The organism is Bacillus capparidis (assembly GCF_017832095.1).
GTDB lineage: Bacteria > Bacillota > Bacilli > Bacillales > Bacillaceae > Bacillus > Bacillus gobiensis.
In genome coordinates this window covers 193763-209566 of record NZ_JAFDST010000007.1, presented here as the reverse complement: position 1 = coordinate 209566, position 15804 = coordinate 193763, and the positions used below count along the sequence as shown (strand labels likewise).

Here is a 15804-nt window from a genome sequence, read left to right as displayed (position 1 = left end):
CATAACAGGATCAAGATCGCTCATAAACCGAAAAGATCGCGCATAACAGGATCAAGATCGCTCATAAACCGAAAAGATCGCGCATATCGGTCCAAAATCGCTTATAAATCAGAAAGATCGCGCATAACAGGATCAAGATCGCTCATAAACCGAAAAGATCGCGCATAACAGGATCAAGATCGCTCATAAACCGAAAAGATCGCGCATATCGGTCCAAGATCGCTTATAAATCAGAAAGATCGCGCATATCCCAGTCAAAATCGCTCATAATCAGTGCTTGAGCACGGTAAATTCATACCATCATCGTTCTTTCTAACTATGCAGATAAAGGAAGATCCAATCGAATGAAGAAAAAACCGACGCTTTATGATGTGGCGAAGGTGGCCAATGTTTCAATCGCCACCGTCTCCAATGTGTTAAACCATAAAAGTGAGGCAAGCGAGAAAACGATTCAGCGTGTCAATGAGGCGATTAAGAAGCTAGGTTATTCTAGGAATGAATCTGCGAGAAGCTTAAAGAAGGGTGAAAGCAAGCTAATTGGTTTGGTCGTGCCCGATAACAACCCTTTTTTTACAGAAATATTAAACGGGATTCAAGAAGAATGCGAGCTTTATGATTGGCAGGTTGTGGCGGCTGCGTCAGAGGAAAGTTCGGCAAGGCAAAACCAATTAATCAAGCTGTTATCGGCCCAGCAAGTAAGCGGTATTATACTTGCCCCTGCCACTGATACTCTAGAGATTCCAATCGATTTCAGCAGTGCACCAATCGTTCTTATTGATCGTGAATTGCACAATGCGGAGCTTCCGATTATTAAGGCTGACAATGTAGAAGGCAGCTACAAAGCCACAAAAATGCTGCTTCGCAATGGTCATAAACGGATCGGTCTCATTTTAGCTTCTCCGGGGATAAGCACGACTGTCCAACGAAAGCAAGGCTATATTGATGCGTTAAAAAGCGCTCAAATCAAAGCAGATGAAAAGCTTATTCGGTATGGAGGAGATTATACGGGAACGAAAGCGCAAATCGATGGGGGATATCAAGCGGTCATAAACATGATGAATCTGCCTTCCCCGCCCACTGCATTTTTTGTGACCAACCATTTATTAATGATTGGAGCTGTAAAAGCGATAAAAGAATTACGGCTTTCCATTCCGCGGGATATTGGTTTTATTGGCTTTGACGATCATCCTTGGCAGGAGATCAGTGACCCGCCGTTTACGATCGTTTCTCAGCCTGCTTTTGAAATGGGTAGGCTGGCGGTGCGCGCTTTGAATAAATTGAAATCAACAGGAGAAATAGTTACAGCCTCATTGCCGTTACAATTAATTATCCGTAAGTCATGCGGAACTAAAAACGTCAATGATTAAGAGCGGAAGGCAATATGAAAAAGCAATCCATGATAAAACGAATGCTCTGAAGATAATGACGGAGCTATAGGAAAAGTCAGCCCCCGTGGATCTGATCATCTTGTTTTTTCAGGCTTCATCTACTAGTATTAATAATGAATCTTACATATAACAAATTATGAGGTGGCTAAATGACGCAGCAAATCATCTTTTTTGACATTGACGGAACGCTTTATGACCATGATAAAAAATTACCTGCTTCAACCAAGCAAGCGATACAGCAATTAAAAGAGAAAGGCCATGAAGTCGCAATTGCCACTGGACGAGCACCTTTTATGTATGAAGACCTTCGAAAAGAGCTGGATATTGAGACGTTTGTCAGTTATAACGGACAGTACGTCGTATTTAAAGGCGAAGTCCTCTATACCAATCCGCTCAATAAAGAAGCATTGAAATCTTTAACTGAAACAGCAGTATTAAATAACCATCCGATTGTATACATGGATCATGAAGACATGAAATCAAACGTCCCGCACCATGACCATATTGTTGAAAGCATTGATTCATTAAAGATCTTGCAATTCCCTTCTCATGATCCTAAATACTTTGAAGGAAGAGAAATTTATCAATCGTTATTATTCTGTCAAGGAAAAGAAGAAAGCGAATATGAACAAAAATATAAAGAGTTTGATTTTGTCCGCTGGCATCCTGTCTCTGTTGATGTCGTTCCACACGGGGGTTCCAAAGCGAAAGGAATCCAAAAAATAATTGACATACTTAAAATTGACGAAGACAACGTCTATGCTTTTGGCGATGGATTAAATGATGTAGAAATGTTATCAAAAGTCAAAAACAGTGTTGCTATGGGAAATGCCCATGAAGAAGCGAAAAAAGCTGCTAAGCATATCACTTCATCTGTGGATGAGGATGGAATCTTGCAAGGGCTTAAAATGGTAGGATTATTGGATTAATTAAGGAGCAAATAACCGTTCGCAATCATTTTGCGAACGGTTTTTACATTGGTAGAGTTGCTTTCTTTTTTCTGACAAATTATGCTTATTCTATGATGCAAAGCAAACAGAGGAGAGAAACGAAATGACAGAAAAGATGAACCTAATAGACTTAACAAAAGACATAACTGAGCAATATAAAAATTTCGTCGTTTCGGATGTAAATGATCACTGTGTCCGAATTGCCGTTTTTCAGGGGAATTATAAATGGCACTACCATTCCTCGTCGGATGAATTTTTCATGGTTTTAGAAGGTGAGCTGCAAATTGATTTTCAGGATCGGAAAACCGTCATTCTTAAACCAAATGACACAATCGTCATTCCAGCTGGAACTATCCATCGAACCCGGGCAAACCAGCGTACGGTAAATATTTGCTTCGAAGAAAAAACAGCGGATACGATCGAGGTGGAAAACGGATGATTAAAGCGGTGTTATTCGATCTGGATGGCACGCTTCTTGACCGGGATGAATCCGTGAAACTGGTCATCGCTGATCAATACAGTAGACATCATCACGTTCTCTCACATATTCCGAAAGATACATATACTACAAGATTTATAGAATTAGATGCCCACGGATACGTATGGAAGGACAAGGTATATCAGCAATTGGTTCAGGAATTTCAAATAGAAAAGATGACATGGGAAGGCTTTTTGGAGGATTACCTCACACATTTTAAGCACAGCTGTGTGCCCTTTCCAAATCTCATTCAAATGCTGAAAACATTAAAAAGTGAGTCCCTTCAACTGGGCATGATCACAAATGGAAAAGGGCAATTTCAGATGGACAATATTGTCGCACTTGGTATTAAAGATTATTTTGATACCATTCTAATATCAGAATGGGAAGGAATTAAGAAGCCTGATGCAAAAATTTTTCGTAGAGCTTTGGAGCAGCTGGAGGTATCTCCGGAGGAAAGCGTTTTTGTCGGTGATCATCCGGAAAACGACGTGAACGCAGCAAAGCGGGCAGGAATGCAATGCATATGGAAAAAAGACAGCAGCTGGAGTGGAGCGAATGCCGATGCCGTCATTGAAGATTTAATAGAACTACCTCTCCTGGTAAAGGCTGCTGAAGGAGGAAAAAGATGATTTTGGATTTGAAAGGAACACCACTGATGGAGAAAAACGTCGGAATGCTATATGCCATGGTGGAGAATAATTATCGCCGATTAAAGTCAATTGTTAACGGCATGACACAGTCAGAGCTGGATTTTAAAGGAACAAATGGGGAATTGAATAGCACGGCCCAGTTATTGAAGCATTTGGCTTATGTCGACGTAAAGTGGGTGTATCGTATCCAAGGGGAAACGCTGCTGGATCATCTCGAGAAAAAATACGGACCTGAGGTGGATGATAACGGAAGGCTTCCAAGTATCGAAGGTGTCCCATTATCTTCGTTGCTGGAGGATTACGACTTTGTTTTTCGCCAATTTGAACAAGCTTGTCAGCAAATAAAAGACGCAGACTTAGAAACCCGAGTCCAATACGCAGATGGGGCGACAATCAAATGGGGTATCTGGCATATGGCAGACCATAATAGATACCATCAGGCCCATATAAATCAGCTTCGCAAGTGGTATAAAGAGAGTTCGTAAAAAAGTCTTGGGTGTCTCCAAGGCTTTTTTTATTAAAACCTTTAGCCATTTATTACCGTCTTATTTATATAAAAAGATTTTTAAGCGATCGTTGTGATCAATCGTGGCTAATAAAATATTTTTGATATCAGTATCATTGATTTTTTTCCTCAGCCAAGCTTCGTCTTTACCGGCTTCCTTTAGATGCTTCCAATCAATTTTCCCTTCCCGGATGATCATTTTCGGAAGTTCAAAAACGTGGGGAGGCAAATTTATATCCGCCGGTGTTAATGATTCATACTTTGGGAACAAAAAGAAGGAAATCGTCCCATCCGGTTCCCATAAGGCAAGAGCGACCTTTCCGGGATCATCAATTTTTTGTTTTCTCAGTTCGGAAAGCAAAAAGTCAAGCGTAATCCTTGCTTTCGATAATTCTTTATAAAGGATATGACCATTCTTAATGAGAGGATGCGGCGAAGGCTCAAGAAATTTTCGGACTACGCTCCATTTAAGATGCAAAAACCATGTGCAGGCATATAAAACAACCACAGTGCCCGTCGTTAACATAGAACCCTTTAATCCTAGTTGTTCATCTGAAAGCGGATGGGCAATTATGTTTCCAAGCAGCAGAGCCATGACAAAATCCAACAGCCTCAGTTGAGAAATTGATCGCTGTCCCATCATTTTTGCAGCAATTAACAAGAAGAAAAACGAAATAACGGCTCTTAGAATCCATTCGATTGAAGTTAACGTTTCTTGTCCGTGAATAAAATCCATCTCATCCCGTCCTCATGATTCATACCATCTTATTATGAGTTGAACTGTCATTAATTATAAATACTGAAGATAATTTTCTGGAAATACTCCGAAGCTGTCGATAAATTAGGTAAACTAGATAAAGAACTTCGCCTGTTTTTTCAAGAAAGAAATTTTGAAGGGGGATAAAACCATGATTCTTGTAAGCTCGTGCCTGGCAGGAGAAAATTGCAGATATGACGGAAACAATCGATTTGTTGAAGAAATCGAACAGCTGATTCAGCAAAGGAAAGCAAAGATGGTTTGCCCTGAATTGTTAGGAGGATTTTCTACTCCGAGAGAACCGGCTGAAATCGTTGGCGGTACAGGAGAAGATGTTCTGGCAGGCAGTGCCAAGGTGATTGATAAGTCTGGAAACGATGTGACATCTCAGTACATAGAAGGCGCGAAGAAAACGTTAACGATTGCAAGAGAAATGAAAGCAGAGACCGTCGTATTGAAAGAAAACAGCCCCTCGTGCGGAAGCTCTATGATCTATAATGGAACGTTTACTGGAGAACAGCTTGCTGGGAACGGTGTGACAACTGCTTTATTGAAAAAAGAAGGATTTAGGGTAATGTCTGAAACGGACTGGTTGAATGAAGTGAAATCGTAAATAGCTTTATCCAGTTTCAAAATCTCGTATTGGCGATTTGAAAAAATATCTGCATCGTGTCATCATAAGAAAAAGATTATTGTGCGTGTAAAGAGGCACGAAGGAGGAACTATTACGTGCTGACAAAGGTAAGGCAAGATTTACAAAACTATTTCGGTTATTCTTCATTTCGGCCGGGGCAGGAAAAAGTCATTTCAAATGTTTTAGAAAAAAAACGGAATTCTGCATGCATTATGCCGACTGGAGGCGGAAAATCGATATGCTATCAAATTCCGGCCCTGCAGCTCCCAGGCACTACCCTCGTCATCTCCCCTCTCATTTCGCTAATGAAGGATCAGGTGGATGCTCTGAACGTAGCCGGAATTCCAGCTTCCTATATTAATAGCTCTCTCTCATATCAGGAAATGAGAATCAGGCTTTCAGAAACGAAGCAGGGGAGATACAAGTTATTGTACATTGCTCCGGAACGTCTGCAATCACCTGAATTTTTGCAGGAAATCAAGCAGCTCGAGATTCCACTTATTGCCGTAGACGAAGCTCATTGTATTTCCCAATGGGGACATGATTTCAGGCCAAGCTATATGAATATTAAGGAAATGCTGAATGCTTTACCCGGAGATCCTGTCATTTTGGCTTTGACTGCAACGGCAACCCCACAGGTCAGTGACGATATTTGCCGTCTGCTTCATATTGACGCTTCCCAGGTCGTATCTACCGGCTTCGCCCGCAGTAATCTATCGTTTCAGCTCGTAAAAGGCGAGGATAAAATGCGCTATCTTGAAAATTATATCAAAACAAATAAGGATGAATCGGGCATTATTTATACGGCAACCCGCAAGGAAGCCGATCGGATTTCCCAGGCTTTACGTATTAAAGGTATTCGGGCAGGACGTTACCATGCCGGGATGAATGATGAGGAAAGGCTGCGGGAGCAGGAGGATTTTCTTCAGGATAATATAACGATTATGGTGGCTACATCGGCATTCGGGATGGGAATTGATAAATCAAATATACGATATGTAATTCATTATCAAATGCCAAAGGATATGGAGAGCTACTATCAGGAAGCTGGCAGGGCTGGCCGGGATGGTGCGGATAGTGAATGCATTTTGCTATATTCCGCTCAGGACGTGCAAATCCAGCGATTTTTAATTGAGCAGTCAACCACAAATGAAAGCCGGCAAATCCAGCAGCTTGAGAAGCTTCGGCAAATGATGGATTATTGCCATACGGAAGGTTGCCTTCAGGCGTTTATTCTTCGTTATTTTGGTGAACAATCACCGGAGGATTGCGGGCAGTGCAGCAGCTGTACGGATGAACGCGAGCTGACAGATGTCACCCGGGAAGCGCAAATGGTGATGTCGTGCTTGATCAGAATGGGGGCACGGTTTGGGAAAACCTTTATTTCTCAGGTGTTGACTGGCTCAAGAAATAAGAAAGTGGTAGAAGCCGGCTTTGACAAGCTCACAACTTATGGCATGATGAAGGACAAATCCTTGCAAGAGGTCAATGAGTTTATCGAATTTTTAACTTCAGAATTATACCTTGGAGCAACAACGGGACAATATCCAACACTTTATGTAACGGAAAAGGGGAAAGAAGTTTTGTTAGGGAAGTCTGGCGTCGAACGAAAAGCTAGAATGCAAACTTCACAGCTTGTGGAAGACGATGAATTGTTCAACCATTTGCGGGCGGTCAGAAAAAGCATCGCAGAAGAAGAAAATGTTCCTCCGTTTGTCGTTTTTTCAGATGTCACATTGCGTGATATGTGCGCAAAGCTTCCGGACAACCCTCAAGATTTTCTAAATGTAAAAGGTGTCGGTGAGCAAAAAAGGCAAAGGTATGGAGAACGCTTCATCGAAGAAATTCAAACCTTCTGTGCCGAAAACCCAGATCGGAATCGAAAATCAGAAGCAGTGATGACAAGCAAACCGAGCAAAAAAAGAACGCCGACCGATGAACCTTCCCACCTTGAGACGTATAAGATGTTCCAAGAGGGCATGTCGATAAAAGAGCTCGCAGAAGCCCGTGAAATAACGGAAGAAACAGCGGGAAGCCATTTGCTTCGCTGCATAAGTGAAGGTCATTCTATTGACTGGGAGAGAATAATAACTTACCAAATCGAAGCACAAATAAAAGAAGCGGTTGAAAAAGTCGGAAAAGAAAAGCTGAAGCCCCTCAAAGAAAACGTTTCTGAAGAAATAAGCTATTTCATCATTAAGCTTACTTTGGAAAAGTGGCGGCAGGAAAGTGGGCAAATTGTATAAAGTGTTAAAAAAGGTGTTTTTTGTCACAGGGGGTACTATCCAGACCGTCACTCAACTTTTGCACCGAGCTTTTTGTTGAGCAATAACGGATCAGAAACATCTGTTGAAAAAAACAGTATTCTTGAACAAGGACAGTTAACCATTCAAGAAAATAAAAAATAAAATGAATGAGTGCTAAAAAGAAAATGCCGGAAAGATATCGGCATTTTCTTCAGCATGTCGAGAAAGGGGTATTTTTCTCGACATGCTTTTTTTATGGGTTCTTAATCGATGGAAATTTTAATGAACTATTAAATCGATATAGATAGCCACACCTTTACCCTAGCTTGGCTAAGTGTGGCAATCTTTTTCATTTTCATATTTTTTACTGTGCACTCTGTTAGGGGTGGCTTTATTCGTTCCAGATGACATTATGTTTATAGTAGAATACATATAAAAACCAAGTAAATAGATATGAAAATAATGAAAATGAAGGTGACTAAAATGGATATCCGATCAATTAAAACGTTTCAAACGATAGTGAAATATGGAAGTTTCAACAAAGCTGCATCGGAACTGAAATATGCCCAGTCGACCATAACCACCCATATAAAAAAGCTCGAATCCGATTTAGGTACAAAGTTATTCGAACGGGAAAAAGGATTGCATCTTACGCAAGCAGGGAAGCTGTTGAATAGGAAGGGAGAGCTGCTATTGAAGGATTTTGAGAATCTTCAGGAAGCGATGTCGGAATTGATCAACGGAGAATCGGGAATGATCAGAATCGGTGCAATGGAGCCTACTGCAAGCTATCGAATCCCCAATCTCTTAAAGCCGTTTATCAAAGCCTTTCCAAAGATTCAGGTCAGCATCCAGATAGAAAACAGCAAAACACTTAGCAAAATGGTGAAATCAGACGAAATTGATCTGGCCATTTGCACGGCTCCTGATCTTTCTTCAGGAATGCATTTTACCCCTCTCTTTTCAGAGAGCATCGCTTTGCTCATCCCGGAAAATGAACAACTGGGGGGACAGGAAACTATTACACTGAAAGATATAGAAAACGAAGAAATATTAATCACTACCGCTGTATGCCCTTTTCGTAGAAATTTAGAAAAGCAGATGATCGATAAAGGAATCCGTCCAAATTATCAAATGGAAATTAGCCATATGCCAGCTTTAAAGTTTTATGCCCAGGCCGGTTTCGGTATTGCAGCAGTTCCTCTCATAACGGTTACTCCTCCTCCAGAAGGAACGGTTGTCAGGGAAATTTCTGATTTCAGGAAAGCACTGACAGTAGGGATGCTTAGAAATGAAGAACGTTCTTATACAGGAAAAGCGATGGAAAGCCTCATTCAGCTGCTTACAGAAAACCTTGCGACAGAAAAATTGGAATAATCTTGATCTCGAGTGGACGGACAAATTGAAAGGAGGAAAGGGAGCATCTTTTGTAGTTCTCACTAGTACAATCTATGTTTCTGGAATCTCTGTTGCTAAAAATTCATTTTTTATGAATTTATTGTTCACTTTTTTCAATTATACAAAATTCATAGGTTGAGTTATAGTAGTTATTATTAATCCGATGAGAATACTAAACATTATATGAGGAAGGGATTGCAGATGATTATTGCTTGTACACTTGACCAAAATGAGATCATTAAACCCATTACCGAGGGAGTAATCGTGAGGATTTACAGAGAGGAAACGGAAGAATTTCAAGACTTCCGAAATCCTGCAATGGATATTAAGGAAGGAAGAAGAGGAGCGGCTTTAAAGCTTGCAGTCGAAAATGGTGCAACAGCGTTTGCTGCTCCGCCTGAGACATTTTGTGAACTTTCTTATAGGAAAGCAAAGGATGAAAACGTATCATTTTACAACATTGCGTCCAATTTATCATTTTCTGAATTTCAAAAGCAATTAACAGCAAAAACGATTCATTTGCAAAAGGAGTTACCAGAAAAAGAGGTTGTTCCGAGTAACTAAAACTTGCAGAGGTGGCTGGGATGAATAAAAAAACAAACGGTGTGCATCTGAAAATCAACCAACTGAGAAAAACATTTGGAAATGTAGACGTCCTGAAAGGAATTGACATCGAAATCTCTCCGGGCGAATTCGTCGCGATTGTCGGAAAAAGCGGCTGTGGAAAAAGCACACTTCTTCGTCATGTGGCCGGTTTAGAAGAAGAATCAAGCGGCAGCATTTTGCAGGAAGGCAAAAAAATAAAAGGTCCGAATAAGAAAGCAAGGTTTATGTTTCAGGATGACAGGCTTTTGCCTTGGGTAAGCGTTCTTGAAAATGTCGGAGTCGGTCTTGGATTAAAGAAAAATTGGAAGCCAAAAGCCGAAAGCGCCCTTGAGCAGGTAGGGTTAAAAAATCGGGCAGGTGATTGGCCATCCGTTTTATCCGGGGGACAAAAGCAAAGGGTTGCCTTGGCAAGAGCGCTGGCAGCAAAACCGCAGCTATTGCTGCTGGATGAACCTCTCGGGGCTTTGGATGCATTAACCAGAATTGAGATGCAGGCCTTTGTAGAGAAGCTTTGGCTGGAACAGGGCTATACTTCATTGCTTGTTACACATGACGTCAGTGAAGCGATAGCACTTGCGGATCGGGTCATTCTCATTGAGGAAGGCGTTATAAAGATGGATGTAAAAGTCACACTGCCGCGTCCTCGTCAACGTTCGCATCCTTTATTTGCACAGCTGGAAGAAAAGGTATTGGCAACTGTCTTTGGCAAAGAAAACGTTGCTGATCCGCTTTTGCACAGACAAAAAGCCTAGTTAACGAATTGGTTAAGGAGGATAATAATGGTTGAATTTATCACAATGGCTCCTACTTCTGGAGATGGAACGTATGTAGGAACGTCAAATACAAATGCGCAAAGAATCGATGGCTGGACGGCAAGCGATGAGAGTGCAGAACGTCCGCCTACGCTTGAATATATTCGTGCAGTGGCACAGGCTGCTGAAAAGGGAGGCTTCTCAACTTTGCTGCTCCCAACCGGGGGAAGCTGTCTTGATTCACTTTCAGTTGCTGCCAATCTAACTGCATATACGGAAAACCTTAATTTCTTATTTGCCGTTCGGCCAGGATCTACCCAGCCGGCCGTTTTTGCAAAGCAATTTGCAACGGTTGATTATTGGTCAGGCGGAAGAGCCAGGGTGAATATCGTGACTGGTGGCCAGCCAAAAGAACTTGCCAGCGATGGTGACTTTCTTGATCATACATCCAGATACAAACGAACAAAAGAATATATCCAAGTATTAAAAAGACTTTTCACAGAGGACGGTTTTGATCACGAAGGAGAATTTTTCACTTTAAAAAATGCATCGTTATTTCCAAAACCGGTACAAAAGCCAAGACCAGAAATCTATTTCGGAGGAGCTTCTGAAATTGGGAAACAAGTTGCAGCTGAGGATTCAGATGTATACATGATGTGGGGGGAAACCCTTGAAAATTCACGGGAAAGAATAAATGAGATGAAAAAACTTGCGAAAGAAAAAGATAGACAACTAAGCTACAGCATTTCGTTTCAAGTTATTTTGGGTGAGACGGAGGAGGAGGCTTGGAACAATGCCAATCGTCTGGTCAGCAAGCTTTCTCCAGAGCTCGCTTCGAAAAAAAGCGAACAAACGAAAAAAGAAGGAGACTCAACAGGTGTAAAGAGGCTGCATCAACTGATGGAGCAGGGTAAAGAAAATAATTTTATCATCGGCCCTAATCTTTGGGCAGGATTGACTCAAGTTATTTCAGGAAACTCGATTGCTTTGGTCGGGACACCTGATCAAGTCGCAGATAGATTGATAGAATATGTGAATCTAGGGTTTGATAAAGTTCTTTTACGCGGATTCCCCCATCTGGAAACGATCGAACAAATTGGTGAGCTTGTTATTCCAAGGGTTCATTCGAGGCTTAAAGAGAAGGCATTGATCTAACTATTTTATCTTTCGGAGGGATATCTGTGAAACGTAAGAGAAATCTATGGAAGAAGCAAACGACTGTCGTAGTTGTTCTAGCATTGATACTGCTTGTCGCTTGCGGACAAAATAATACAAGTAATGGGGATGGCCGGAAAGAAACGATCCGAATCGGCTATCAAAAAAGCGGTCCCATTTTGCTGCTAAAAAGCGAAAAAAAACTGGAAGATGAGCTGGGGAAGCTTGGATACAAAGTCGAATGGTCTGAATTTAACACCGGAGCGTCCATTTTAGAAGCGCTAAATGCCGGCAGCATTGACTTTGCTACTGCAGGCGACACTCCTTCCGTATTTGCTGCTTCAAAAGGAATGGACCTGAAATATATTGCCGGCGGTCCGGCTTCACCTTCATCAGAAGGCATTTTAATAAAAAACGATTCAAACATAAAGTCCATAAAAGATTTAAAAGGAAAACGAGTCGCTTATAATAAAGCCTCAATTTCACAGTATTTTTTAAATGAAGCGCTAGAGGATGCCGGTCTAAGCATGGAAGATGTTGAGTCTGTTTATTTAAACCCTCCAGATGCCAGCTTAGCATTTGAGCAGGGAGAAGTCGACGCATGGGTTATTTGGGATCCATATTTAGCTTCATCAGAAAGCAAAGGAAACAAAGTTCTTCAAAATTCAGCAGGGATAGTCGAAAATCGAACGCTTTTTATGGCTTCCTCTTCCGTAATTAAAAATGACAAAGAGGTTGTTCATAAAGTAGTAGAGGAGCTTGCCGCTGCTGGTCAAGAGATTAATGAAGATCCGACAGAAGCAGCATCCCTCTTGTCTGAGGCTACAAATTTACCTGAAGAGATATGGATTAATGTCTTAAAAAGAAAGAAATCCGATGTTAATTATATCGACCAAACGATGATAAATGAGCTTCAAAGGCAGGCTGATGGCTTGCAAAAAGCAAAACTGACAGAAAAGCGGGCAAAAATTCAACAATTTGTATGGCAGCCAGATAAAAAAACAGTTGATTAGGAGAAAATCGTATGAAGAAGAGGAGTCACGTAAAAATAACAATTTTTTTCGTTTTCATTTTCTTGTTCACCTTAACCCTGTCGGCCTGCGGGAGCGGGAATTCCAACGCAGAAACTAAAGGGACCATAAAAATTGGCTATCAAAAAAACGGCACGACATTGCTGCTGAAAGAAAAAAAGGAATTGGAAAAAGAACTGAATCAAGATGGTTATCAAGTAGCGTGGTCTGAATTTAGCACGGCAAGCTCGATACTAGAAGCGTTGAATGCCGGAAGCATTGATTTTGCAAATGCGGGAGATGCCCCATCCATTATGGCACTTTCAAAGGGGATGGATTTTAAATATATTGCCAGTGAGCCGTCCGCGCCAAATACGGAAGGGATTCTTGTAAGAGGTGATTCTGCGATTCAGTCGATTAAGGATTTAAAAGGGAAAAAGGTAGCTTACAACCAGGCGTCCATTGCCCAATATCTATTAAATCAAACTTTATCATCTGCAGGACTAACCATAGATGACGTGAATTCGGTTATTTTGAACCCTCCGGATGCCAGTATTGCATTTGAAAAAGGCGATGTAGATGCATGGGTCGTTTGGGATCCTTACTTGACGGTCTCAGAAGCGAAAGGCAATAAAATCATATCAACGGCAGAAGGTATCGTACCTTTTCGTTCTTTTTATTTTAGTACGAGTAGGATAGCAGAAGAGAACCCGGAGGTCGTGCAAAAAGTTGTTGATCATCTGAATAAAGCAGGGAAAGGCATAAATGAAAACCCTCAAGAGGCCGCAAAAGTACTTGAAACAAATACGAAAATACCGGCTGAAACATGGATAAATGTGCTGAAGCGAAAAGACTCGAATGCTGTGATTATCGATCAGCAGGCAATTGATGATTTAACGCAACAAGTAAAAGAGCTTAAGAGAATTCAGTTAATAAAGAAATCTATAAAAATAGAAGATTATATTTGGCAGCCATAGTTTAAAAAAGGAGGAAACCCAGGTGAAATACAAACGCACTTCGAACCTATATAATCAGTTTGCCCCATGGCTGATTCCTTTGATATTGCTTCTGCTGTGGCAGTTTACTTCATCGATTGGATTGCTTGCCGAAAATATCCTGCCATCTCCGGCGGAAGTTGTACTTGCCGGCATCGGGCAAGCCCAATCGGGGGCGCTGTTTGCAAATGTTCAAGTAAGCTTTTCCAGAGCTTTTGCAGGCTTTCTGATCGGAGGAGGGCTCGGCCTCGTGCTAGGGCTTTTAAACGGAGTTTCTCCTTTCGCCCAAAAACATTTAGATACAACGATTCAGATGCTTCGCAACATCCCTCATCTTTCCTTAATCCCAATCGTTATTTTATGGTTTGGTGTAGGAGAGGAAGCGAAAGTTTTCCTTGTATCCATCGGCGTTTTCTTTCCGATTTATATTAATACGTATCATGGGATTCGTACGGTTGACAAAGGATTAATCGAGATGGGAAAGGTGTATGAGTTATCGAAATATCATCTGTTTTCGAAAGTGATCTTCGCCGGAGGCCTTCCTTCTATTTTAGTTGGCATCCGATATGCCCTTGGTGTCATGTGGATCACGTTAATCGTAGCAGAGACTGTGGCAGCAAGCTCCGGTATCGGTTACATGGCTATGAATGCTAGAGAGTTTATGCAGCTGGATGTCGTTGTTCTGGCAATTCTTCTTTATGCATTATTAGGGAAAGCGGCTGACTCATTAGCCAAATTGCTTGAACGATATTTGTTGAAATGGAATCCGGCTTATCAAAAAATTAAGTAAAAGGAGTATATAAATGGCGAAACGAAAAATGAAGCTGGGGCTTTTCTTGATGGGAGCAGGCCACCATATTGCTTCGTGGAGGCATCCAAATGTAAGGGCAGACGCCTACGAAAGCATTGAATTCTACACCGAAACGGCAAAGATCGCTGAAGCAGGAAAATTAGATATGCTTTTTATGAGTGACGGGCTTTCCATTAATGAGTTGTCGCATCCTTCAGAACTTGTTCGATTTGAGCCATTAACTTTGCTTGGAGCTCTTTCTATGGTGACGAAAAACATCGGGCTTGCCGCAACAGCATCAACCACATACAATGAACCTTTTCATATCGCCAGAAAATTTGCCTCGATTGATCATATGAGCAGCGGGAGGTCTGCCTGGAATGTGGTGACTTCCTATTATGAGGGGGAAGCAAGCAATTTCAGCAGAAAACAGCATTTAGACCATGAGACGAGATACGAACGGGCACGAGAATTTGTCGATGTCGTCTTAGGGTTATGGGACAGCTGGGATGAAGATGCGTTAGTCAGAAATAAGGAGACCGGAGTATATTTTGACAGAGAAAATCTGCATACTCTGAATCATAATGGTACTTATTTTTCTGTAAAAGGGCCGCTTAATGCTTCCAAATCAGTTCAAGGGCATCCGGTGATCATTCAAGCCGGTTCTTCTGATTCAGGCATTCAACTCGCATCAGAAACGGCAGAAGTTATTTTCACCGCACAGCAAACGTTAGAAGAGGCACAGAAATTTTATCAAAAAGTAAAAAACAAAGTGAGAAGCGCAGGACGAAATGCTGATCACGTCCTGATTCTTCCAGGGATTACGCCTATTATTGGAGAGACAGAAGAGGAAGCCCGGGCAAAATTTGAAGAGCTTCAAGATTTGATTGTGCCTGAAGTTGGGCTCGATTTTCTATCGGATTATCTGGGAGGCATTGATTTTTCAAAATACCCGCTGGATGGCCCGCTTCCGGAGAAAATACCTTCGACTAACGGAAATCAAAGCAGACGGCAGCTGATTATTGATTTAGCACGAAGAGAGAACCTCACAATCAGGCAGCTATATAAGCGGGTAGCTGGTTCCCGGGGGCACCGGATGATTTTCGGAAGTCCGATTCAAATTGCCGACAAATTAGAAAAATGGTTCCGTAACAGCGGAGCAGACGGATTTAATTTAATGTTTCCCTACTACTCTGATTTGCTGGTTGAATTTGTTGAAAAGGTTGTGCCAATTCTCCAGGAAAGAGGATTGTTCCGCGAGGAGTATGAAGGAACGACATTGCGAGAGAATTTAGGTTTGCCAAAGCCAGCATCGAGATATGAAAAGGACTTTTCTAAGATTCAGTAGATATATTATCTGAAAAAAACTTCCTAAAGGAGGTTTTTTTCTGTCTTGAGAGCACTTTTATTAAATATTCTAAATGCTTTATTTGACTTGATTCCAAATTATATGTAACATATAAATTACATAAAGTAATATATATGTT

16 protein-coding genes and 1 pseudogene are annotated in these 15804 nt (G+C 41.4%); 16 read left to right on the top strand and 1 reads right to left on the bottom strand.

Annotated elements, in window-relative coordinates; genetic code table 11:
• The first annotated feature begins 344 nt into the window (after positions 1-344).
• The 5 genes from JOC74_RS21510 (at position 345) to JOC74_RS21490 (ending at position 3954) form a co-directional block, all read left to right on the top strand.
• Positions 345-1367, top strand: a complete 1023-nt coding sequence (locus JOC74_RS21510) for a LacI family DNA-binding transcriptional regulator (RefSeq protein WP_211086317.1) — start codon at positions 345-347, stop codon at positions 1365-1367.
• 170 nt (positions 1368-1537) lie between these two features.
• Positions 1538-2317, top strand: coding sequence for a Cof-type HAD-IIB family hydrolase (locus JOC74_RS21505; RefSeq protein WP_053601971.1), 780 nt, complete (start codon positions 1538-1540; stop codon positions 2315-2317).
• A 124-nt stretch (positions 2318-2441) separates the two neighbouring features.
• Positions 2442-2777, top strand: coding sequence for a cupin domain-containing protein (locus JOC74_RS21500; RefSeq protein WP_053601972.1), 336 nt, complete (start codon positions 2442-2444; stop codon positions 2775-2777).
• Positions 2774-3448: an HAD family hydrolase gene (locus JOC74_RS21495; RefSeq protein WP_053601973.1), complete on the top strand. Its 675-nt coding sequence runs from the start codon at positions 2774-2776 to the stop codon at positions 3446-3448. Before JOC74_RS21500 ends, JOC74_RS21495 begins: the two co-directional genes overlap by 4 nt.
• On the top strand, positions 3445-3954 hold the full coding sequence (locus JOC74_RS21490; protein ID WP_192841127.1) for a DinB family protein: 510 nt from the start codon (positions 3445-3447) through the stop codon (positions 3952-3954). The genes JOC74_RS21495 and JOC74_RS21490 overlap by 4 nt, the downstream gene beginning before the upstream one ends.
• Positions 3955-4014: 60 nt before the next feature.
• Here JOC74_RS21490 and JOC74_RS21485 read toward each other — a convergent pair whose 3' ends face one another.
• Positions 4015-4710 carry a DUF421 domain-containing protein gene (locus tag JOC74_RS21485; RefSeq protein WP_053601974.1) on the bottom strand — a complete coding sequence of 232 codons (696 nt, stop codon included), beginning with the start codon at positions 4708-4710 and terminating at the stop codon, positions 4015-4017.
• A gap of 172 nt (positions 4711-4882) precedes the next feature.
• Here JOC74_RS21485 and JOC74_RS21480 point away from each other — a divergent pair, with 172 nt between their 5' ends.
• The 11 genes and pseudogenes from JOC74_RS21480 (at position 4883) to JOC74_RS21435 (ending at position 15665) form a co-directional block, all read left to right on the top strand.
• The gene (locus tag JOC74_RS21480; protein WP_053601975.1) at positions 4883-5344 is read left to right on the top strand and encodes a 2-thiouracil desulfurase family protein; all 462 of its coding nucleotides are present in this window, start codon (positions 4883-4885) and stop codon (positions 5342-5344) included.
• Positions 5345-5460: 116 nt separating this feature from the next.
• The gene (recQ, locus tag JOC74_RS21475) at positions 5461-7611 is read left to right on the top strand and encodes a DNA helicase RecQ (RefSeq protein WP_053601976.1); all 2151 of its coding nucleotides are present in this window, start codon (positions 5461-5463) and stop codon (positions 7609-7611) included.
• A 24-nt stretch (positions 7612-7635) separates the two neighbouring features.
• Positions 7636-7773, top strand: a pseudogene (locus JOC74_RS24395) (hypothetical protein); the annotation flags it as partial.
• A 321-nt stretch (positions 7774-8094) separates the two neighbouring features.
• A complete protein-coding gene (locus tag JOC74_RS21470; protein WP_053601977.1) occupies positions 8095-8988 on the top strand; it encodes a LysR family transcriptional regulator in 894 nt (297 codons plus the stop codon).
• A gap of 222 nt (positions 8989-9210) precedes the next feature.
• Positions 9211-9573 carry a hypothetical protein gene (locus tag JOC74_RS21465; protein WP_053601978.1) on the top strand — a complete coding sequence of 121 codons (363 nt, stop codon included), beginning with the start codon at positions 9211-9213 and terminating at the stop codon, positions 9571-9573.
• Between the two features lie 20 nt (positions 9574-9593).
• Positions 9594-10367: an ATP-binding cassette domain-containing protein gene (locus JOC74_RS21460; RefSeq protein WP_053601979.1), complete on the top strand. Its 774-nt coding sequence runs from the start codon at positions 9594-9596 to the stop codon at positions 10365-10367.
• A 27-nt stretch (positions 10368-10394) separates the two neighbouring features.
• Positions 10395-11522 (top strand): LLM class flavin-dependent oxidoreductase, encoded by a 1128-nt coding sequence (locus tag JOC74_RS21455; RefSeq protein ID WP_053601980.1) that lies wholly within the window; start codon positions 10395-10397, stop codon positions 11520-11522.
• Between the two features lie 26 nt (positions 11523-11548).
• The gene (locus tag JOC74_RS21450) at positions 11549-12535 is read left to right on the top strand and encodes an aliphatic sulfonate ABC transporter substrate-binding protein (RefSeq protein WP_082363626.1); all 987 of its coding nucleotides are present in this window, start codon (positions 11549-11551) and stop codon (positions 12533-12535) included.
• Positions 12536-12546: 11 nt separating this feature from the next.
• Complete coding sequence (locus tag JOC74_RS21445) at positions 12547-13509, top strand: aliphatic sulfonate ABC transporter substrate-binding protein (RefSeq protein ID WP_053601982.1); 963 nt, start codon at positions 12547-12549, stop codon at positions 13507-13509.
• Positions 13510-13531: 22 nt separating this feature from the next.
• Positions 13532-14317 (top strand): ABC transporter permease subunit, encoded by a 786-nt coding sequence (locus JOC74_RS21440; RefSeq protein WP_053601983.1) that lies wholly within the window; start codon positions 13532-13534, stop codon positions 14315-14317.
• 13 nt (positions 14318-14330) lie between these two features.
• Complete coding sequence (locus tag JOC74_RS21435; protein ID WP_053601984.1) at positions 14331-15665, top strand: LLM class flavin-dependent oxidoreductase; 1335 nt, start codon at positions 14331-14333, stop codon at positions 15663-15665.
• The last annotated feature ends 139 nt before the right edge of the window (positions 15666-15804 follow it).

Bases quoted from the DNA above. Each gene is read 5' to 3' on its own strand.
- JOC74_RS21510 (WP_211086317.1), top strand. From the start codon at position 345: ATGAAGAAAAAACCGACGCTTTATGATGTGGCGAAGGTGGCCAATGTT.
- JOC74_RS21505 (WP_053601971.1), top strand. From the start codon at position 1,538: ATGACGCAGCAAATCATCTTTTTTGACATTGACGGAACGCTTTATGAC.
- JOC74_RS21500 (WP_053601972.1), top strand. From the start codon at position 2,442: ATGACAGAAAAGATGAACCTAATAGACTTAACAAAAGACATAACTGAG.
- JOC74_RS21495 (WP_053601973.1), top strand. From the start codon at position 2,774: ATGATTAAAGCGGTGTTATTCGATCTGGATGGCACGCTTCTTGACCGG.
- JOC74_RS21490 (WP_192841127.1), top strand. From the start codon at position 3,445: ATGATTTTGGATTTGAAAGGAACACCACTGATGGAGAAAAACGTCGGA.
- JOC74_RS21485 (WP_053601974.1), bottom strand. From the start codon at position 4,710: ATGGATTTTATTCACGGACAAGAAACGTTAACTTCAATCGAATGGATT.
- JOC74_RS21480 (WP_053601975.1), top strand. From the start codon at position 4,883: ATGATTCTTGTAAGCTCGTGCCTGGCAGGAGAAAATTGCAGATATGAC.
- JOC74_RS21470 (WP_053601977.1), top strand. From the start codon at position 8,095: ATGGATATCCGATCAATTAAAACGTTTCAAACGATAGTGAAATATGGA.
- JOC74_RS21465 (WP_053601978.1), top strand. From the start codon at position 9,211: ATGATTATTGCTTGTACACTTGACCAAAATGAGATCATTAAACCCATT.
- JOC74_RS21460 (WP_053601979.1), top strand. From the start codon at position 9,594: ATGAATAAAAAAACAAACGGTGTGCATCTGAAAATCAACCAACTGAGA.
- JOC74_RS21455 (WP_053601980.1), top strand. From the start codon at position 10,395: ATGGTTGAATTTATCACAATGGCTCCTACTTCTGGAGATGGAACGTAT.
- JOC74_RS21445 (WP_053601982.1), top strand. From the start codon at position 12,547: ATGAAGAAGAGGAGTCACGTAAAAATAACAATTTTTTTCGTTTTCATT.
- JOC74_RS21435 (WP_053601984.1), top strand. From the start codon at position 14,331: ATGGCGAAACGAAAAATGAAGCTGGGGCTTTTCTTGATGGGAGCAGGC.